We start from the raw sequence: 21,492 nt of genomic DNA on the forward strand, positions 1-21,492 counted from the left end.
GCGTATTCTTTAAATTGAAAATATTTCTTTTATAAGCAATGGCTGCACAAAATCTTCCTATCAATTTTTACTCACTCTTATGAAAAGAGTATAGTATACATATAAAGTTCCCACCAATCATTTGAGAAAAGCAAATCACTAATGGAATATATCTCATCAGCTCTGTTTTGCATAATTGCGCGAATAATCTGATGTAGTCTAGCTCAATATTCATAGAAATTCCTACGTAACATGCATTAGAAAAAGTGGTGTATTTCTCCTCTCACTAGCTTGTGTATGGCGTTCTCCTTCTTTCTCACCACATATAAATGCTTAATATTATTTAGAGTTTTTTTAGCACTAAAAAATGGTCAGCCCTTCTCAAGTCCATAAACAGCATGTAATGTTCTAACCGCAAGTTCAGTATAAGCGCTATCAATTAAAATGGAAATTTTAATCTCTGAAGTCGTAATTGCTTGAATATTAATACCTTTTTCAGCCAATGACTTAAATGCTGTAGCTGCAACACCTGCATGGCTGCGCATTCCAATACCAATAACAGATACTTTGGCAAGATCACTTTCAAATTGGATAACATCAAACCCAATCTCTTTGCGATTTTTCTCAAGAAGCGCAACAGCTTTATCTACATCTGCTGATGGTACAGTAAAAGTCATATCAGTTTTTGAGCCATCTTCAGAAATATTTTGCACAATCATATCGACGTTAATTCGCTCTTCAGCTAAGGGGCCAAAAATTGCTGCGGAGATCCCCGGACGATCTGCAAGTCGACGGAGCGAAATTTGCGCTTCATCCTTAGCAAAAGCAATACCAGTAACATTCTGTTGTTCCACGATTTCATCCTCATCGCAAATAAGTGTTCCAGAAGAATTCATTGGATCACCCGTGCTTAATGCATCAGGATCCTCAAAACTCGAGCGCACGAAGGTACGGACTTTATGAACCATTGCTAATTCAACAGAACGAACCTGTAAAACCTTTGCTCCAAGAGAAGCCATTTCAAGCATTTCTTCAAAAGCAACTTTTGGTAAACGGCGTGCCTTAGGTTCTATCCGCGGATCTGTTGTATAAACACCATCCACATCTGTATAAATATCACAACGATCAGCTTGTATAGCGGCTGCTATAGCAACAGCACTCGTATCTGACCCTCCACGCCCTAAGGTAGAAATCCGATTATCCGGACCTAATCCCTGAAAACCAGCAATAACCGCTACCTGGCCTTCCTGAAAACGCTGTATTAAAAAAGAACCATCAATATCTGTAATACGTGAACGGCTATGCGCGCCATCTGTATGAATAGGAATTTGCCAACCAAGCCATGAACGCGCGTTCACTTCCATTGCTTGGAGTGTAAGAGCCAATAAACCTGCTGTTACCTGCTCACCAGAAGCAACAACTACATCATATTCGTAAGTATCTTTGTGTATTGGTGAAGCGTCGCACGTCCACTGAACAAGCTCATTGGTTTTTCCAGCCATCGCGGATACGACAACCGCAACCTCATTTCCTGCATCCACCTCTCTTTTGACATGCCGTGCAACATTATGAATACATTCAATGTTTGCTACAGACGTTCCGCCAAATTTCATAACAATCCGTGCCATCAATAACACTCTTACCTTTACATTTCTTATCTCAAACAACAATGGAAATGGGGCCTTGCTTTGTATTAACAAAGTACTTTTCCACATACAGAATATCTATCATTTGTGCAAGTTCAGTTATGTTTATATTAATTTCTCTTGGCCTTAGATAAAATCGATCCGACTAAATTATAACAAATAAAAGGAGAGCAACTAATAAATAGAAAACCACTTAACATTATGCTCTCTAGTAGAATCTTACCATAATTATACAGAAGAGGCACATGATAGGCGAATTTCTTTTAAAAAATTGTCATTGCTTAATTTGATATAAGCCCCTGTGTACAAGAAAGAATATGAAAAGTTCAGTCTTATTACAAATGAGTGCGAGAGCATAAAGGTTGGAATAAAAATGATATAGGTATTGATCTGATTGTGAAGCTACGTAATCGAGATGATTATGTGCCACTCAATGTAAGTTTTACCCCATCATACCACTGGAGCTGTGTTGGAAACAGACAACCGTGAATCTGAGTTTATCAAGGGTCATGATAACAGCATTATTAGGGGGAAAACATCTATACATAGCAGTGCCCTCGCGCATTTTTAGTGACACTGCAAAGATTATCGGCTGCTATCGAGCTCTTACTAAAATAGATAAGAAAGCCGCTGTTGATGATAATACAGAGCCCATGCGTAGTGTTTTATCTCTTTGCAAAGATATCAATACCTCTAAATATGCAATGCATTCAATCAAATTATTAAATCTCATATAAATGATTTCCTGAAAACTGTTCTCTTTCTTGACTGTACAGTAAAGCATATTGATGGAACACTTAGTATGAAGACACTCAATAAAGGACCGGATTGGCTTAAAGAAAATGCCGGTAAAAATGTTTGTCGAATATTAAGCAATGTACGCTGTCTTTCAGAAGAGATGGAGATTCCTGCTCTTGAGGCAATACTGTTTCTACACCCGCGCAATAGCCAAGTGGATGTGATATAGGCAGTGAGATGCGTGATGCGTCGAGCAGAAGAAATTAAATCCTATCAGGCATATCAAGACAATTTTTCTGAAAATATTTGAAATAACAGATTATGAGAAGTAATCGAGCAGACAATGTAGCAGAAATCGCACAAAATCACATACCCATCTTAAAAACATCCTCTCTGATGGGGAAAGCGAAGCATATTTTGATACGTTTCATCGTGAAATAAAGAAAAACTATATGACAATGTTGAGCAAAAGAAAACACTTGAGACTAACACAAGATCTTATAGCATATATAGTTTTAAATCTTTGAGGAAAATGGGTTTGTACATATGAATGCAGTCGCTCAAACTATGGAAAATATCTTAGCTGAATTGGATAAAATAAATATTGAAGAAGAAACGAAAATCTTAAAGAATTTTGTTATCAAACTTTATAAAAATCCTTTGCAAAAACTTTCAAAAGGATAACCAATAGGCTCGAGATTGTTTACATTCAGATTGAAATTATCGATTTTATCTTAATGACATCAACGATGTTTTAGAGTAAAATCTTGAACAAAGCCTGAGTTCTCGTAGTGTCTCTAATTCCTTTACCAGAGCAGGAAATTTTATCACGCGGCTTTTGCAATCAGGTCTGATTAAACCAGAGGATATATAAGTTCCGTTATAATATCCATGCTAGCAAAATTTTCTTGTTGGTCTATTGTATTGCTACCATACATATTGAAACGACTCTTTATAGTTTCATGAAAGGAGATCATATATCCTTTGAAGGAATTTGTTTAACCGATACATTTCTTATGCTTTTGAAAACCCTAGAAATGAAAAAAGGAAGATAATAAAGAACTGTTTTTTTACCTTTACGCCTTTATGTCCTTTCAAAATGGGGCTGTCTTTCCGTTTCAGAAATTTCTCAAACAAATTACACAATATACTTACCTCAATAAGGCTAAGACTGACTCTACAATACTGAACCGTTTTAATCTTTTTCTCAGGTATGTAATAGCATGAGGATTGGAAATTGATTTACAAACAACAGCTAAAGCACAAACTTAATGAGGCATTTGCTTCTCCAGATTTATGGAGTACAATTTGTAAAGCCTTTACTTCTTAGACTTATGAAAGCTCTTATGCTATTAAAGAAATTAAAGCTTTGGACAATTTCTTTGTCGAATCGACGCACAGCTCCCCACTGGCTTGGGTTCATTGCCTTTATTGAAAGTTCTGTTTTTCCAATACCAGCAGATGTTTTGTATATTCCGATGGCACTTATTCATCCTCGTCAAGCTTATCAATACGCTTTTATTGCTACCATATGTTCTGTTTTAGGAGGAATTGTGGGTTGGTTCATTGGACATTTTGCCTATGACACTATAGCTAAACCGATTTTAGAATTTTACGGTCAAGTTGAAAACTTTCAAACGTTACAGAACAGTGCAACACTGAAATTTCTTATAATTTTACTGATAACTTCAGGTTTTTTACACCTTCCCCCTATCAAGATTGTCACGATTTTGGCAGGTGTTATAGGCGTACATCTTGAACTTTTCATTCTTACCTGTATTTTTGCTCGGGGAGCTCGTTTTTATCTTCTCGCGTGGCTTATTCAACGTTTTGGACAACAAGCAATGAATTTTCTTACCCATCACTTCAAATGGATTGTCCTGATTGGTTGTGTTATTCTCCTATTGGTCTATGGAATTTTCATAGCCTTTGTGAACAAACACCTTTTCTTTTAAGGACATGCTCAATGGCACACATTTTTTCTTCTCAGCATATTTTGCACAAGCACTTTCATCTTGAACCAAGCAGAAAAGAACAAAGTTTATGGGCTTTTTTTCTCGCTTTTTGCATGTCAGTCACTATAGGACTAGCACTTGGTTTTGAACATATAGGAGGATATCTTCCTTGTGATTTATGCCTTATTGAACGTTTTCCATATTATGGTGCTATACCATTTTTGCTTTTAGCAGGTTTTGGGGCATGGTTTTTTCGCATGTCTTTTTGGGTCCAACTTTTATTTTTATGTGTTTTTGTCTTAATGACCATCAGTCTTATTTTAGCGGTATATCACGCAGGTATTGAATATGGCTTTTGGACAGCTCCCTCCAGTTGTGGTTTAAGTGCAATGAGAAGAACAACAGACGTCAATCAACTGTTCAACCATTTGAATAACATCCATCCTCCTTCTTGTTCTGAAGCGCCCATGCGATTTCTTTTTCTCTCATTTGCCGGTTGGAACGTCATTGCCAGCCTATTTTATGCACTTATCAGCTTTACTGTTGCTTCAAAAGGGCTTCTTGCAAGCTATAAAAAATGATAACTGCAAAACACGAACGGGACCACGTGCAATCAAAATTGCAAACGATACAGTGCATACATTTTGCCGCTAGATGGAAAGATAGATGGTGTCATTTATTATACCACTACACCTTTTACAGATGGTCGAGAATCGCCTTTTTTAGAATCGATGAAAAAATAAGCTTTTATGAAATTTGAAGGAAAGCAAAAATAATAGATGCTCCTTCTCATGAAGTCATTTTAGATTTTTCAAAACTCCAAGAATATTTAAATGAAGTCCAAGAAATGAACATTTAGAATTTTTAGACATAAAGCAATACAGATCAAAGAGTTATTATCATGCATCTAGACTTCGGTATTTGGAGACACTATGAGAAGTTTCAAGAAAGACTATTCATCATTTTACTTGAATTAAAAACCCGAATATCGTAGAATCTCCCTATTCTTTTCTTCTCACTTTAAATCATAGCTGCGAAAGTCTTACATTAAAGCAACGATGAGAGAATTGCCCGCTACAAACTGCATATCTCCTCTGCCTTGAGGTTAGCACCTTAAAGCTTCATATTACTGCCTGAGACAAGGCAATACGTCACAATTGGTGATAATGCCTTTGGGCAGTACCCTATTTTTTATAATTTTTTTGAAATTTCTTGAGAGCAGCTATTTGTTGTCCTTTTTCCGAATAGACCTTGCCATTTTTTTCTTCTAAGAATGAGGCTACCCTTAGTTGGAAAAGCTTAATTTATTGCAAGCTTTTTTCCACCAGTCCAATCAAAGTGTAGCTTAATTGTTTGGCTTTTTCTACTTCTTTAGCTAAAACTAGTGCGTATTCAAGATGAATCTTTTTGAATACTATTATCAAAACCTAAATGATCTTCCATAGCGAAACTTTGATTATAAAACTGCAAGGTCTCAGCATCACTCAATAAAGCAAGAGTAGCAATATGAAATAAATCATAATGCGCGTCATTCATCTTGATCACCTCACAGGCAGCAGCAAAAAATGCCAGTACTAACAGAGAAACTCCGTCATAAAATTGTGGACAACTTTTGGTGATTTTGTCACTATAATGAATTTGCACTTCGCGATTTGACAATTGATAGGGTGCCATATAATCGCTGTTTTCCTCGATTTTTAAACTGTCTAGTCTAAATCCTTAAAAAGCGCTGTTGTACTCTCCGTGGTAAGAAAAGTTTTTTCTTCTACCTCAAGAGGGACTGTATCTAAATCAAAAGTCAAAAGTGAAGCAGATTTCGGCAGCCTGAATCGATAACACCGTGTGAAAGAACTCGATCAATAAGATATTTCGTTATTTCTTCTGCAAAATCTAAACGATCGCCTACCCTAAAACTTTCCTTATAAAATTTGAGTTTTTCAACATCCTCAATCAGCACAAGCAAGAATATCTGTACATGTTTTTTTAAGTTTCCCTAAATACAACCCAATAGAAAATATTGTATACCCCCCTTGCGCGTTCTTCAATTCTTTGGAATTATAAAAATACAGTGTTAAATGAACTAACAGAAACTGACAAAAGAATTTTGATATTAACCCTATGACATTATAACGATTTCAAACCTTTGCCCTCCTTAATACTGTAATCTGGAAATGCTACCAATAGATATAGATTTTATATTCTCTAATTTTTAAAATTGTAGTTTTTGCATTTTATGTGTGATTAACGAGACAATCATTAAAACGAGATGTGATTCCTAAAAACACACGCAATTTATGTTATCGACAATTTTAAATAATTGAACTTTTAACAATGCGGTTTGTGTTGTGGTAAAGTTGCATTATAAACTGTTATGATGATGTTTGTTTGTATTTGCTTTAATTACTTATATGTATCATCATATTTGTAGTGTCATCTGCTTTTTATATTTTGTTCATGCATGGTAATTTTTATAAAAAATGGTCAATTAAATCACACATTAAAGTGTGAATTCTGAAAAGATTTAAACACTATAAATTCATATTAATATATTGACTTTATTGTGTTTTTATATTAATCACGCGTGATGATGAATGAAGCGCATACCACTATTGATCAAAGTGAAATTAATCATTTTTCGCGTATTGCTGATGAATGGTGGAACCCACAAGGAAAATTTCGACCGCTTCATCAATTCAATCCAACACGTCTTTCTTACATTCGAGAAAAAATCTGTTTAGAGTTTCATCGCGATCCTCTTTCACTTATGCCCTTCGAAAATTTGAAAATTCTTGATATTGGTTGTGGAGGCGGTTTGTTATGCGAACCCATAGCACGCCTTGGCGCTATGGTTATCGGAGCTGATGCTGCGCAAACGAATATTGAAGTCGCAAAAATCCACGCAGCCCAAAATAACCTTTCAATTGATTATCGTACTACTACTGCAGAAGCCTTAGCCAATGAAGGGGAGCAATTTGATATCATCCTCAACATGGAAGTTGTTGAACATGTGGCTGATGTTAACCTCTTCATAGCAGCCACAGCAAAAATGCTCAAACCACAAGGATTGATGTTTGTCTCAACACTCAACCGCACATGGAAGGCATGGGGACTGGCTATTGTAGGTGCTGAATATATTTTACGTTGGCTTCCAAAAGGAACTCACAATTATAAAAAGTTCCTAAAACCTCAGGAACTTAAACACCTCTTATCAGAAAATGCTCTGACTATTGTTGATGAGATCGGTATTACCTATAATCCATTAAAAGACCGCTGGAATCGTTCAAAAGATATGGACGTCAATTATCTGCTTCTTGCTAAAAAGTCTTAGGTGTAATCTGCAACTACTATACGTCTTGCAACAAAGAATCAAGCTTCCCTTTGTTTTCTAAAGCGTAAAGATCATCGCAACCGCCAACATGGTAATCACCTATAAAAATTTGTGGGAATGTATTGCGCCCATTTGCTCGCTGCACCATTTCTTGGCGAAGAGAGGTTGATGCATCAATATCTATGTATTTGACTCCCTTTTTATCAAGCAAATCACGTGCTTTCATACAGTAAGGACAGTTAGGACGTGTATAAAGTTTTATTTCTTTCATATTATTATTCTCCAATTTTTTCCAAATAGTGTCAACTTTAAAATTTTCTCAAAAATCAGGAAATATAGAAGATTCTTTTAGTACACGCGAAAAAGTTAGCACATCAACCTGCCGTGCACCCGCACATTTTAATGCTGCAGCTGCGGCTGTAACTGTCGCACCTGTTGTGAAAACATCATCAATCAACAAAATAGAACGTCCTTTTAGATATTTTTTAATTTTACATGGCACTTCAAAAGCATTTAGCATATTCAATTTTCGTTCCCTAGCAGATAAACTAACCTGCGGACGGGTATGCCGACAACGCACAAGCCAGCTGGGTTTAAAAATCTTTTTCCGCGCTACTGCAATATAACGAGCAAGCTCAGCAGATTGATTATAACGCCTTTTAAAAAAGCGACGAAAATGCAAAGGAATGGAAATAATAACATCACAATCATCAATAATTTCGCGCCCAGCAAAAAGCATCCAATTAGCCATAAAAGATGCCAGTTCTATGTGATCACCATATTTCAATCGCGTTACCAAAACTTGCGCCACCCCTTTATGAACAATAGCCGAGCGAACACGCGAAAAAGGAAGAGAATTTTGAAGAGCTTCACCACTGAGAAAACCATCCCCCATATCACAAACAAAAGGTATTCCCATAACAGGACAATAAGGTTTTGTGATAAATTGGAGACCTTTCCAACACTCGGAGCAAATCGTACCATATGCAGAAACTCTTTGCTTGCATCCAGGGCAAATGGGCGGATATAAAACCGTAAGTAAGTGCTCAATGAACTTACTCAATATATTCCCGCTATTTAAAGCCATTCCTTGAAAGCATAACATCACTAAATTCTGCTTTTATAGCTTCCCTGCTCAAAAAAAATCTTTTGTATTTTCTAATTGTAATTCCTTTAAAAACTCTTACTCTTTATAAATTTATTTTCTTTCACATCATAAACTGCACAAAGCTTGCGCAAAAATGAACCTTCTCAAAATATAACTATATTACAGATCGAAAGACTTTAATGATATGTCACATCCTTTAATTTTTGATTATGACCGTATTGAACAATACCGTAAACGTGCTTTCCAAAAAGCAAAAAAGGGATACGATTTCTTACTGTCTTATGTATCTGAGGATCTCTATAAACGTCTCAGTACCGTTGATCGTCGCTTTAAATTAGCTCTAGATCTACACAGTCATACAGATCTTGCCGCGCAAATTTTAATGAAGTCTGGAAAAGTCCATTCCGTAGAACGCGTTGAAACCGACATACTTTATCAAAGCCATGATAAAAAATTTCATTTACGTCATCGAGAAATTCTTGATTTTCCTAAAAATTATTGTGACCTTATCGTTTCACTTCTTTCATTACAATTAACCAATGATACCCCTGGTGTTCTAAGTCAGATAAAAAATATCCTTAAACCAGATGGCTTATTTCTAGCAGTTATGGCTGGAGCTGGTACACTAGTAGAATTACGTGAATGCCTCCTACAAACTGAAATTGAAATCTATGGCGGAGCAAGCCCTAGAATCTATCCTTTTGCTGACATTCGTGATGTAGGTGCTCTTTTACAGCGTATTGGTTTTGCTTTACCTGTAGCAGATATTGAAGATATCACTATACGCTACAATACAATGTTTGATCTTATGCATGACCTTAAAGCTATGGGAATGCAAAATGCGCTCATCAATCGCTCACGACGTCCTGTATCCAAGCGTTTTTTTCTCCGCGCGGCTGAAATCTATGCACAACAATTTAGCGATCCTGATGGCCGCATTCGCGCATGTTTTTCTTTCATTTGGCTCTCTGGTTGGGCTCCTCACCCAAATCAGCAAAAACCTCTACAGCCAGGTTCTGCGCAAACATCCCTTGCAGATGTTTTAGTAAAACAACCGAGAAAACTATAGACTCAACATAAAAACTATTTTTCAAAGATGCTTTTATCCGTTGTCCGTAACATCTGGCTGGTTATAGTTCCAGCCAACATTGAATCACTTACATTTAGAGCTGTACGCCCCATATCAATTAAGGGTTCGATAGACATAAGTACAGCAACCAAAGAAACAGGAAGCCCCATAATTGGCAAAACGATCAATGCAGCGAAAATAGCACCACCACCAACACCAGCAACACCAATAGAACTTAACGTTACAACACCAACAAGGGTAGCAATCCAAGTAGGATCTAGGGGATTAATTCCTACCGATGGTGCTATCATAGTCGCAAGCATTGCTGGATAAAGACCTGCACAACCATTTTGTCCAATTGTTGCTCCAAAAGAGGCTGCAAAACTCGCAATTGACTGTGGTACACCAATCCATTGTGTTTGAGCCTCAATATTCAAGGGAATACTTGCAGCACTTGAACGACTGCTAAAAGCAAATGTTAAAACCGGCAAAACCTTTTTAAAAAAACGGAATGGATTAATTCCTGATACACCGAGCAACACACCATGAATTGCAAACATAAGGATAATACCAACATAGGAAGCAATAATAAAAACCAATAAATCTAAAATATCTGTAACATGCGAGGTTGCTCCTACCTTCGTCATAAGTGCATAAATACCATAAGGAGTCAAAGCAATCACAATACGGACTAACCGCATAGTCCAAGATTGTGCTACTTGAATAAATAAAAGCGCTTTTTCCCCTTTTTCTGCATCATCTTTCTTTAAAAGAAGAACTGCTGCTCCTAAAAAGGATGCAAAAATAACAACACTGATAATTGATGTACGCTTGGCTCCAGTTAACTCAGCAAATGGATTTTTAGGAATCAAGGATAAAATCATTTTTGGTACACTCATATCTCCAAGTTGAGAGATACGATCCTCGAGAGCAACAGAAACATTTTGCCCTTCATGTACCAAACCATGCGCCGTTAATTCAAAAACATTAACGACCAAAACACCCACCAACGCTGAAAGGGCAGTTGTAAAGAGCAATATTGAAATTGTCATTATACTCATTTTACCAACAGCATAAATAGAATGCAAATGAGCAACCGCTGAGACTATAGAAACAAAAACCAATGGCATAACAATCATTTGTAGTAACAAGATATAGCCATCTCCAACAATGTTAAACCATTCAACAGATTTCAACAAAGTAGCTTCACCTTCTCCATAAATAACCTGCAAAACACTTCCAAAAATTAAGCCAAGGATAAGCCCCAGCATAACACGTAATGAGAGGCTCCATTCCATCCTCTTACTTTGAACAAGCCATAACAAAAAAATAACAAATAGAAATAAGTTGATGAAAAAATTAAATGTCATTGTTTATACCCACTATTGTTATGCTTGGTATTGAATGAGATGATGCGTAATATCTGGAGATAACATATAAACCTTATGAGTTTTTTACAAAATCATTATTTTTTTAATTTATCGGTTAGAAGAGAATTTTTTATCTACTAATAACCGTTTAAAGGAGATAAAAAATCGAATGAAATTATTCTCCTAATTATTGATAATTTTTTTAACAGGATAAAATATGGACAACGTTTATTGCATCTTAAAACTAAGAGAAAGATTTCTATATATTTTATCATGTGAATAGCGTTATCATTCTTCCTGCTATGTAAAATGATAAGCTCCTTAGTAACAATAGATAAGCTTCCAGACAACTCCATAGCTTATGTCTCTTAACACAAAGATATCAAACCATCCTTGCCAATTTTATTATCGACAGTTTCAGCAATTTTCATTGCCATCTGTTGTGAATTATCTGCAGTCATAAAATGTTCCTTCTAAATACAAACGCGAAGATTTTTAAATTCATAACGTTATGTTGATATGCAATAGGATACATACAATACATATCATTAAATATAATCTGGAATAAATTATCAATAAAAACAACACACATCATATAATCATGTAGATCAATTAAGTGTCATCAACCATAGTAATATTTGCATTAAAAATTCGACTGTTTATTAAAACAAAAAGCTAAATTTTCTATAATGCATACTGTAATATTTATAGCTTTACATTCCGTATTAATATTATTTGAATAGACTAAGATAAATATTTAAAATCATTACAATAAGCTTTATCAAACGTACTAAATAAAAACTACAGAAGTTTAGAATACCGCGAAAAAGTGAAAATAGTAAAAAAATATATAAAAGTTTTCAAGAAAATTATAAAGTCCGTCATACTTATAGAATATGATAAAGGGCGATTTTCGAGATATTTAATAGAGTTGATAACTAATCCAGCATTTGGTATTCTAAAGCATTATCACATAATCTTTGTTTTTTGTGAACGCTTTACTGATTTGTTGCAAAGAAGATAAAGAACTATCAACTCTACTGTCTAACAACTAAAAAAACGAAACTTAAGGCTTTTCAAGCTAATACAATCCAATACGATGTTAACTGGAATAATTTAGAAGGAATTTTCTTTTTAGCAAAACTTGAAAGAAACTTTTATGATTCGATATTTGAGTACACAAAAAATTCTAAATTCCTAACTGACATTAACCAAGAAGAGCAAATTATGAATACAGAGAGAATGATAACACACAATTCTATAACTCGTTTTAAAAATACAGCTGTTGTTTGCGCTCTTTCTACACAGATATACCGCATCATGACACAAAAAGAAAGACAATATCACCAGTAAGATGTGATACAAAAAACGCTATAAAACAAATACAAACAATGAGTAACAGAATAAACATTAATGTTGAAAACGTATTTTAAAAAAATGCTCTATTAGCATAGTCTATTGATTTGTAATGGTAATTTATCGTTTTGCCACTTGAATGAGTATACTGAATACAGTAAGATTCTCTCATTCTAGACTCGTCTTAAAGTGAATCAAAAAAAACCGCTTATTTGCACATCACACGCGAGATGAATGTGTGGATAAAAAATGTTTTAGAAAGGGCTAAATAAGTCATTTTAATGCAAAAGAAAATACAATTTTAGATTAACGAAGTATCACTATAGTCCTGATCTGTTACTGGTATAAGTCAAGAAAACAAGGCCCACTAAATCTTCCATTCTATCCTTCGTGAATAACACAAGGGGATGCAATGTCTCTTTTAAAAGAAAGTCCGTGAATGCACAACAACAATAATACACACTTCTCTAAATGCGTAAAATATTTTTCTCTCTTCCTCAAATTTAATAGGCACATTCTAAAAATAGAGGTTCCACAGTCCCATCCCAAATAGAATGATAAAGGGACAAAAATTTATCAGCATCTGTTTGACCCATTGCGATCACCTCTTCTAGGGAATCTAGAAAATTTGTCTCATCAAAACCATCAGCATCATATTGCCAGCGATTTTTTAAACCCTTGCGTGAAATAGCAACAGCTTCACGAGCTATTTCTAAAATTATGGTTTGACGAAAAGGTGTTCTTAATCCTTCTTTAGGAACACGTTTGCGCATATCTAAAACTTCTTCAAAACACCAATCTTTTGTCAAAGCTTCTGCTTCATTAAGCGCTTCACTATCATAAAGAAGCCCAACCCAAAAAGCCGACAACGCACATATACGCTTCCAAGAACCGCAATCAGCACCTCTCATTTCCAAAAATCGTTTTAAGCGCACTTCAGGAAACAAAGTGGATAGATGATTAATCCAATCTCCCATATTAGGCATTGAATTTGCAATCTTGTCTCTTAATGCTCCATTCATAAACTGACGAAAAGTTATATGTGTACAATCATAATAACGACCGTCGCGCACAACGAAATACATTGGTACATCAAGTGCCCAGTCAACGTAATCGGCAAAACCAAAACTCTCAGAAAATACAAAGGGAAGAACTCCAGATCTCTGATTATCCGTGTCACACCAAATTTCAGAGCGCCAAGATAAAAAGCCATTCGGACTGCCTTCTGTAAAAGGTGAACTGGCAAATAATGCTGTTGCAATGGATTGTAACTTCATTGATACTTGCATTTTTCGCCGCATATCAGTTTCAGATGAAAAATCAAGATTAACTTGAACAGTCGATGTGCGATACATCATATCAAGACCACTGTGACCAACTTTTGGCATATAATCGGCCATAATCTGATAACGTGATTTAGGCATGCGGGGAGTTTCCGCCAAAGTCCACTTCGGACTAGCACCCATCCCGAGAAAACTAATCCCCAATGGTCCTGAAATCTTCTTGAGAAGTGCTAAATGTTCCATCACCTCATAATAAGTATGACAAATCGTTTTCAACGGTGCACCAGATAATTCAAATTGTCCTCCAGGCTCTAAAGAAATAGCACCTTGATCAACTGATCCAACAAGGCCAATAATATTTCCTTCATCTAGAATAGGATTCCATCCTAAAGCTTCTTGCATTCCTTCTAGAAGTGCGCGAATTCCTCTTGTCCCTTCATAGGGGACAGGACGAAAACCATCTCTATAGAACGGAAATTTTTCATGCTCTGTACCTATACGCCAATCATTTTTTTTCTTACACCCCCCTTGGAAATAACTAACCAAGGAATCTAAGTTATAAATTTCACTTTCATCAGTTATATCAAGCGCCATAACTTATCGTATCCTGTCATCAGTTCTATCATTTTTAACGAATTGTTTAGAATAATTTTACGAACTTCTCAATTAATTGACCAATCCCCCACGGTAACATTAAGAAGGGCAAAAGCAGCAACAGCTGCAGTATCGGCGCGTAAAATACGCGGACCCAAAGATATCGGAATTACAAAAGGATGTTTTTTTAAAAAATTCCGTTCTTCTTTACTAAACCCACCTTCTGGTCCGATAAGAACACCAGATGTTGTAATTTTATAATTTTTTAAAAGATGTAATGGATTATGCGGTATTTGCACTTCATCACAAAAGAACAAAGGTTGTGTCTCATCCCAATGTGCTAAAAGTTCTGTCAACGAAACAGCTGATACGCATTCAGGCAAAGATAAAATGCCACACTGTTCAGAAGCTTCAATAACATTAGCCTCCATACGCGCCATATTGATACGCGTAACCTGTGCGTGTTGCGTTATAACAGGCTGCAAAACCGATACCCCCATTTCAACAGCTTTCTGCACCATATAATCCAAACGCGCATTTTTAAGTGGAGCAAAGCAGTAAATAAGATTCGAATGCGTCGTTTGCAATCTTTCTTGATGGATAAGCTGAACTACAACAAATTTTTTCTTAATAGTGATGAGTCTAGCAAGCCACTCACCATCCTGTCCATTAAAAAGTAAAATTTCGGCTCCTTCTTGCATCCGCAAAACACGTATAAGGTAAGAAGCTTGCGCCCCTTCTATCTTTATTTCTTTATCTAAAGCAAGAGGTTGCCGGATAAATAATCTTTTAAGTTTATAATTTATGCGCATAAAAAGTCGTATCGAAGCTAACTATAATTATCGAAAAAATAGAGAAAAACATATAACAAAAAGAAAAAAATATATCTATAGAACTATAATAGAGAAAGAATTATAGAGTTTTTTTAGCTTTATGAGATAATAGTGGAACAAATAGGTCACTAAGTGATTCTTCTTTCACACGATTTCATAAAAACACACTGTTCACCATCGCAATCAATCATTGATCGCATAATTTGAGGAAAAATATGTCTGCTAAAAAAGCCACAGTTATTACTATTGCTACCCTCTTAACTTTTATTCTGATCACTATCGGAATTGGTTCCGTTGGAGCGGATGAGAAACATACAATCGCCAAAGATGGCTATGGTATTTCTTCGGAAATTCAATAAACACCGGTTAGCTTATCCCTAAAATTTTACGACAACATGATATTTTTTAGTAATTTTCTAAAATCCCCACCAATGCTAAATGAAAAACGGTTATCAATCTGCATTAATATCTTTTTTGACAAAAAAAATTCCGTGCCCCTGTTCTGTAGAGCTAAGAGAAAAGTTAAAAGGCCGCACAAGGCTATTAGCGAGGCATTGGATATCTCTGCATACAGTTTCTGAGCTATTACTTTTTCGTAATTGTGCCTGTAATGTAAACTCGTTTTGCTGGTCTTTCATGACAGTAGATGCAATTATTCCCCAAAGGGATAGATTCCAGTCCGCCGTACGCATTAATGATTCTGTTATCTTGATCGTACCATCTGAAAAGCTTGTTTGAATATCCCAGAGATCAAAAGCTGTTGAAAGGGCGTCGTGACTCTTTAAGACAAATTGTTCACTTTTTGAAAGCTTTGACTGTAATTCATTCAAATCATATCCTAATAGTCGACCAGAAGACATACTCAGTGCCAATTCTCCTTTTATTTTCGTAAAAACTTCTGACCAAGAACTAGCGAGCGTTTGTACCGTCATGGTAAAGCTCGCTTTGCTTTGTGCAAATGGGATAATTCCCAGAACTTCTAAAACATCCTGTATATCAACGGAGGTCCCTGAGGCACGTCCCTCAATAAGTACTTTCTGACCAGCTGTTGCAATTTCAATATTGCTTTGGAATGATCCACCAAAAATATTTGCATGTCCAAGATCAAAAATGCCATGCCCATTTCTTATTTGTATCGCAGCCGCTAAATTCGTGAGCGCAATATTACCTATTTTTGCTTGTGGTGATGAAAGCCGAACATCCACCCCAATACGATCAAAAATTGCCATATCACAGGATGGCTTCTTCCCTTTAACTGAAAAAAATACTGATCCCAATAGGTTAAAATCTAGATTATCAAATGCTAAAGATCCTATTATAATCGGTACATAATCCTGATAATCAAGTTCTAAAGCTCCACGTGCATTTGCTGTACCTATTGTAAATGTAACATTATTCATTTGAATATGCATTGGCTGCGCTAAAAAACGAGACTCCCATACAATAGGAGTTTTTAATTTATATCCCCAAAACTGGTTACCTCCAATCCAAGTCAATGTCTGATTCCACCCCGGAGAGCGCATCGATACCTTTCCGTCAAAAATATAGTATTCGGATAATCGTGCCTGCCCTACAAAAGTTATACCACCACGCACAGAATTAAGACTTGCCTTGATTTGGCTTTTACCTCCTGCTAAAAGCAGCAACGCTTGATCGGCATCAATTGATAATTTTGTCAACTCTCCACGCCAACGAGCATCTGCACGAATCCGCACTTCTTGGGTCGTTTCGGGCCAATCTAACGTTGCATTTAATCCCGTTATTTTTTCCGGCATACCGGAAATACCATCATGATACACAAGTACACCATTTTCGATCACAATCCGTCCGAAGGGTTGCTTCAAAAGACGCTCTATATCTGGCTGATCAGGGTTATGTTTAATTATTTCACGAGCATTGCGTATTGCTAATCCTAATACACCCTGTGACCGTGAAAAACTATCAAAAAGATCTGCTACTGTTTTAACGGGCTTTTCCATAACAAATTGCGGATGCACAATTCGCGTCTCTGAAAAAGAAACATGACCCCAAAGAAGATCCATCAAAGAAAGATCAACTTCGATTGATTCAGCTTCCATTAACGGTACAGTATTATTCATTTTTGATGTAAAAGTAACACCGGAAAGATATGCTTTAGGGTAAGGAAAAAGATTTAACCGCGGTGGATCACGCAATTGCACATTATAGCCCGTCCATGCACTCAAATCCTGTGCTAAACGAATACGTATTGTATCTGTAGACACAAGATAAGGTAAAATGAGAATACCAACTCCAAACAAAAAAATAATTGTAATGAAAATTCCGCTCAAAAATTTTATTATTCTGGCGCGCACAATATTCCTCTAAACGTTTACCTCTATAACAGATTGAAAGAAAACCTAAATAACTGTTAAAAAGTTTCTTATAACCCTCAAATCCGTCAGATCTTATTTGAGAACTTCATTATTCTTGTTCTTATCCAAAGTTTATTGAAACAGCAATGTTGCTGCTTCTTTACAAAGCAATTATTTTAAAGGTTTGCAAAAATTATAAAATACACAAAACTATCGAACCATTCTTATTGTTCTCATAGGAATATTGCTAATAAAACTCTATTGTATTGTCAAAAAATGCTTTACAAAAAAATAAACAGCCTTACCGAAAGGATCTCCCTTATGAATAATATCATCGACGGAAAAAAACTCGCTGAAGAGATTATTACGAAAATTAAGGCTGAAACGACAAAACTCCGCAATAACTATAATATACAGCCTGGTATCGCCGTTATCATTGTTGGAGAAGACCCCGCAAGTCAAATATATGTCACATCAAAGAGCAGAAAAGCCGAAGAATGTGGTTTTTTGTCAGTAAAACATATGATTTCCAAAGAAACACAAGAACAAAAACTTCTTAAACTCATTGCAACCTTAAACTATGACCCTAAAATTCATGGTATTTTGGTGCAACTTCCCTTGCCCCCCCATATTAATACAAACCGCATAACACAAGCCATTGCTTTCCAAAAAGATGTTGATGGCTTTCATTATATCAATGTAGGAAAACTCGCAGCTAACGCATTTGAAGACGCTATCATTCCCTGCACACCAGCTGGTGCCATGATGATGATTGAACAACAATGCGGACGAGATTTATCTGGTCTTGATGCCGTTGTTGTTGGACGCTCTAATATTGTCGGAAAACCTATGGCCACTCTCTTAACAGCAGCAAATGCTACTGTGACGATTGCCCACAGTCGTACACGTGATCTCGATGACGTATGTCGTAGCGCTGACATTTTAGTAGCAGCTGTAGGTCGTCCGCAAATGATTAAAAAAGACTGGGTTAAAAATGGTGCCATTGTTATTGATGTTGGCATTAACCGCATCGCAGCACCAGAAAAGGGTATGGAAAAAACACGCCTTGTCGGTGATGTTGATTTTGAAGAAATAAAAGGAAAAGCCGCCGCAATCACCCCTGTTCCAGGAGGAGTTGGTCCTATGACAATTGCCATGCTCATGGTTAATACGCTCAAAGCAGCTATTCAAATCAATAATCTACCCATGCCAAAATTCTAAGCAGTTTTCCGCATGTTCATTACATGCATATTACTTTAGTTTTTTTCGCATTTTACTCATACTATCAAAACAGATGCTCCTTGATCTGCACGATTAACAGATTGACGAAAAATACGAAAAAGCTCACGTCCAACGCCATACTCATTTTTTGAAAGATCAGGAGGCATGATTGTTCGCGCATTAAATTTTACTCCATCTTCTAAAATAGCTAATTTACCCACATGAGCATCAAGACAAACGATATCACCATCTTGCAAACGTGCAATGGGCCCCCTCTCCAAAGCTTCTGGTGTTACGTGGATTGCGGCAGGAATTTTTCCTGATGCACCTGACATGCGCCCATCCGTTACCAACGCCACTTTTTGTCCCCTATCTTGTAAAACACCTAAAATTGTCGTTAATTTATGAAGTTCCGGCATACCATTCGCTTTCGGCCCTTGATAACGAATAACAGCAATAAAATCTTTATCATTCAACGCCCCAGATTTAAAAGCCTTTTGCAATTCCTCTTGATCATTAAAGACAAGAACTGGAGCTTCAATCCGCCAATGCTCAGACTTAACAGATGAAATTTTCATAATAGCTGTACCCAAGTCTCCCGATAAAACACGAATACCACCATCAGGCTGAAACGGCTTTCTCCACCCTACCAATATCTTATGATTAGCGCTTTCATTGAGAGCAGGTTCACGCACCACACTACCATCAGCGTAAAGCTTTACTTCAATTGCATAAGCATTGAGACCTTTACCAAAAACTGTACAAACATCTTCGTGTACTAAACCCGCCTCAATGAGCTCGCGAATAACAAATCCCATACCACCAGCTGCATGAAAATGATTTATATCAGCAAAACCGTTAGGATAAATCCGTGCCAAAAGAGGAACAACTGACGAAATTTCTGCAATATCATGCCATGTCAATCGAATACCACAAGCAGCTGCCATAGCAATCAAATGAATCGCATGATTGGTAGATCCTCCTGTTGCATTTAATCCTACAATAGCATTCACGAAAGAACGCTCATCAACTATCGTACCAAGTGGCTTATAATCATCGCCAAGAGCTGTCATTTCAAGTACACGCTTAGTCGCTTCCTTTGTTAAAGCATCACGTAACGGTGTATTCGCATTGATGAAAGAACTTCCCGGCATATGTAACCCCATCATCTCCAATATTACCTGATTTGAGTTAGCAGTCCCATAAAATGTACATGTTCCTGGCTCATGATAAGAACGTGCTTCTGATTCTAGCAATGTTTGGCGATCTATCTTATTTTCCGCGTAAAGTTGGCGTATCCTCGCTTTTTCATTATTACCTTGACCACTTGTCATAGGACCAGCAGGAACAAAAATTCCTGGTAAGTGACCAAATGTTAACGCCCCGATCACTAAACCAGGTATGATTTTATCACAAACTCCAAGATACAATGCAGCATCAAACATATCGTGTGATAAGCCTATAGCCGTCGCCATTGCAATCACTTCACGCGAAAAAAGTGAGAGCTCCATCCCTGCATTCCCTTGTGTTATACCATCGCACATAGCAGGAACACCACCCGCCACTTGTGCTACACCACCAGCCACACGGGCTGCCTCTTTAATTAAGCGAGGAAAAGTCTCAAAAGGTTGATGTGCTGAAAGCATATCATTATATGCGGTAATAATGCCAATATTCCCAGCAGTATTAAACTTTAAACGTTCTTTATCTATTGGACAACAAGCTGCAAAACCATGGGCCTGATTGGCACATCCCAAAAAACTTCGCTTAGGATGATTTGCCTGTGCTGTAACAATACGATCTAAATAAATTTCTCTCGTTGGTAGAGAGCGTTCATAAATTCTCCGTGTAATCTTAGCAACTGTTTTGGAAAGTGCCATGTTTGTCCCCCATTCCATCATCAAAGATGAGATTGCGTGTCATCTGCATTCGTATCATATTTTCACTTCACTTATTTCATTTTCTTCCGGTGACCAATAAACCTGAACAAGATGATTGGCATTACGTAAAACAGCGCGAACAGGCATTTCCATTTCAGACCCATCCTGACAAACCTCTTCAAAACAATCACGTTTCTGAAACCCTTCAAAATGGAGAATAATGCAACGAGATTGCATTATGACTGGCAAAGTCAGCGTAAGCCTTGGCTCAAGAGCGCTTTTTGCATGAAGTGGTAAAACAAGTGCCCGCGTCCGAAGATCAAGCGCTTCCTTCAAACGATTAGCATCAGGAAAAAAGGAAGCAGTATGTCCATCAATACCCATGCCTAAAACAATAACATCAAAGGGTTTAGGCAAAGTATTAATACGACTGGCTGCCGAAAAAGCCGCAAGCTCAGCAGTAATTGCCTTCTGGTAAAGTCCTACAAAATGTGCTTTAGCCGCAAAATTTTGTAACAAATGACGCCGTACCATATGTTCATTTGAACGCTCAAGATGAGCAGATACAAAGCGCTCATCAACTAAAGTAATGATAATATTTTGCCAATCAATATCTGCTTTTGACAAATAATGAAAAAATAATTCTGGTGTTTTACCACCAGAGACTGCTAAAATTGCGCGCTTACGCTCAAGAACTGCTACACTAAGCTCTGCTGCAACGCGATCAGCCAATGCCAAAGCGAGAGTGGTAGGTGTTTCAAAATTTAAACGGTCAATATTCATTCCATGCATACTTATT

17 protein-coding genes and 1 pseudogene are annotated in these 21,492 nt (G+C 36.7%); 7 read left to right on the forward strand and 11 right to left on the reverse strand.

Going from position 1 to position 21,492, the window contains the following annotated elements; genetic code table 11:
- Nucleotides 1-350: 350 nt before the first annotated feature.
- The gene (locus tag GQO39_RS00790; RefSeq protein ID WP_156850528.1) at nucleotides 351-1,607 is read right to left on the reverse strand and encodes an aspartate kinase; all 1,257 of its coding nucleotides are present in this window, start codon (nucleotides 1,605-1,607) and stop codon (nucleotides 351-353) included.
- Between the two features lie 781 nt (nucleotides 1,608-2,388).
- Between GQO39_RS00790 and GQO39_RS09475 the strand changes: the two are divergent.
- The 3 genes and pseudogenes from GQO39_RS09475 to GQO39_RS00810 form a co-directional block, all read left to right on the forward strand.
- Nucleotides 2,389-3,100 (forward strand): annotated as a pseudogene (locus GQO39_RS09475) (hypothetical protein); the annotation flags it as partial.
- A gap of 609 nt (nucleotides 3,101-3,709) precedes the next feature.
- Nucleotides 3,710-4,318 (forward strand): YqaA family protein, encoded by a 609-nt coding sequence (locus tag GQO39_RS00805; protein WP_040298955.1) that lies wholly within the window; start codon nucleotides 3,710-3,712, stop codon nucleotides 4,316-4,318.
- An 11-nt stretch (nucleotides 4,319-4,329) separates the two neighbouring features.
- Nucleotides 4,330-4,899, forward strand: coding sequence for a disulfide bond formation protein B (locus GQO39_RS00810; RefSeq protein ID WP_156850530.1), 570 nt, complete (start codon nucleotides 4,330-4,332; stop codon nucleotides 4,897-4,899).
- Nucleotides 4,900-5,710: 811 nt separating this feature from the next.
- Here the strand turns inward: GQO39_RS00810 and GQO39_RS00815 are convergent.
- A complete protein-coding gene (locus GQO39_RS00815) occupies nucleotides 5,711-5,992 on the reverse strand; it encodes a DUF6990 domain-containing protein (protein WP_156850531.1) in 282 nt (93 codons plus the stop codon).
- A gap of 124 nt (nucleotides 5,993-6,116) precedes the next feature.
- Nucleotides 6,117-6,275, reverse strand: a complete 159-nt coding sequence (locus tag GQO39_RS09480) for a DUF6990 domain-containing protein (RefSeq protein ID WP_439647145.1) — start codon at nucleotides 6,273-6,275, stop codon at nucleotides 6,117-6,119.
- Between the two features lie 627 nt (nucleotides 6,276-6,902).
- Here GQO39_RS09480 and ubiG point away from each other — a divergent pair.
- Entirely contained in the window at nucleotides 6,903-7,646 is a 744-nt protein-coding gene (ubiG, locus tag GQO39_RS00820) for a bifunctional 2-polyprenyl-6-hydroxyphenol methylase/3-demethylubiquinol 3-O-methyltransferase UbiG (protein ID WP_156850532.1), read from the forward strand.
- 16 nt (nucleotides 7,647-7,662) lie between these two features.
- Here the strand turns inward: ubiG and grxC are convergent, their stop codons facing one another.
- Both grxC and GQO39_RS00830 read right to left on the reverse strand, forming a co-directional pair.
- Nucleotides 7,663-7,917 (reverse strand): glutaredoxin 3, encoded by a 255-nt coding sequence (gene grxC / locus GQO39_RS00825; protein WP_007553148.1) that lies wholly within the window; start codon nucleotides 7,915-7,917, stop codon nucleotides 7,663-7,665.
- A gap of 48 nt (nucleotides 7,918-7,965) precedes the next feature.
- Nucleotides 7,966-8,751, reverse strand: coding sequence for a ComF family protein (locus GQO39_RS00830; protein ID WP_156850564.1), 786 nt, complete (start codon nucleotides 8,749-8,751; stop codon nucleotides 7,966-7,968).
- A gap of 187 nt (nucleotides 8,752-8,938) precedes the next feature.
- Between GQO39_RS00830 and GQO39_RS00835 the strand changes: the two genes are divergently transcribed.
- On the forward strand, nucleotides 8,939-9,823 hold the full coding sequence (locus GQO39_RS00835) for a methyltransferase domain-containing protein (protein WP_007553150.1): 885 nt from the start codon (nucleotides 8,939-8,941) through the stop codon (nucleotides 9,821-9,823).
- 14 nt (nucleotides 9,824-9,837) lie between these two features.
- Here GQO39_RS00835 and GQO39_RS00840 read toward each other — a convergent pair whose 3' ends face one another.
- The 3 genes from GQO39_RS00840 to GQO39_RS00850 form a co-directional block, all read right to left on the reverse strand.
- Nucleotides 9,838-11,193, reverse strand: a complete 1,356-nt coding sequence (locus GQO39_RS00840; RefSeq protein WP_007553151.1) for an L-cystine transporter — start codon at nucleotides 11,191-11,193, stop codon at nucleotides 9,838-9,840.
- A 1,859-nt stretch (nucleotides 11,194-13,052) separates the two neighbouring features.
- A complete protein-coding gene (locus tag GQO39_RS00845; protein WP_156850533.1) occupies nucleotides 13,053-14,426 on the reverse strand; it encodes a glutamate--cysteine ligase in 1,374 nt (457 codons plus the stop codon).
- A gap of 68 nt (nucleotides 14,427-14,494) precedes the next feature.
- A complete protein-coding gene (locus GQO39_RS00850) occupies nucleotides 14,495-15,238 on the reverse strand; it encodes a 16S rRNA (uracil(1498)-N(3))-methyltransferase (protein ID WP_156850534.1) in 744 nt (247 codons plus the stop codon).
- A gap of 236 nt (nucleotides 15,239-15,474) precedes the next feature.
- Between GQO39_RS00850 and GQO39_RS08775 the strand changes: the two genes are divergently transcribed.
- On the forward strand, nucleotides 15,475-15,618 hold the full coding sequence (locus GQO39_RS08775; protein ID WP_198039392.1) for a hypothetical protein: 144 nt from the start codon (nucleotides 15,475-15,477) through the stop codon (nucleotides 15,616-15,618).
- Nucleotides 15,619-15,711: 93 nt separating this feature from the next.
- On the opposite strand, the gene GQO39_RS00855 is transcribed toward GQO39_RS08775, so the two are convergent.
- On the reverse strand, nucleotides 15,712-17,592 hold the full coding sequence (locus tag GQO39_RS00855; protein WP_156850535.1) for an AsmA family protein: 1,881 nt from the start codon (nucleotides 17,590-17,592) through the stop codon (nucleotides 15,712-15,714).
- Nucleotides 17,593-17,913: 321 nt separating this feature from the next.
- Here GQO39_RS00855 and folD point away from each other — a divergent pair, with 321 nt between their 5' ends.
- Nucleotides 17,914-18,813: a bifunctional methylenetetrahydrofolate dehydrogenase/methenyltetrahydrofolate cyclohydrolase FolD gene (gene folD, locus GQO39_RS00860; RefSeq protein ID WP_156850536.1), complete on the forward strand. Its 900-nt coding sequence runs from the start codon at nucleotides 17,914-17,916 to the stop codon at nucleotides 18,811-18,813.
- A 56-nt stretch (nucleotides 18,814-18,869) separates the two neighbouring features.
- Here folD and edd read toward each other — a convergent pair whose 3' ends face one another.
- Nucleotides 18,870-20,693, reverse strand: a complete 1,824-nt coding sequence (gene edd / locus GQO39_RS00865; RefSeq protein ID WP_156850537.1) for a phosphogluconate dehydratase — start codon at nucleotides 20,691-20,693, stop codon at nucleotides 18,870-18,872.
- Between the two features lie 54 nt (nucleotides 20,694-20,747).
- The gene (pgl, locus tag GQO39_RS00870) at nucleotides 20,748-21,485 is read right to left on the reverse strand and encodes a 6-phosphogluconolactonase (protein WP_156850538.1); all 738 of its coding nucleotides are present in this window, start codon (nucleotides 21,483-21,485) and stop codon (nucleotides 20,748-20,750) included.
- Between the last annotated feature and the right edge of the window lie 7 nt (nucleotides 21,486-21,492).

This window comes from Bartonella refiksaydamii (assembly GCF_902652675.1).
Classification (GTDB): Bacteria; Pseudomonadota; Alphaproteobacteria; order Rhizobiales; family Rhizobiaceae; genus Bartonella; species Bartonella refiksaydamii.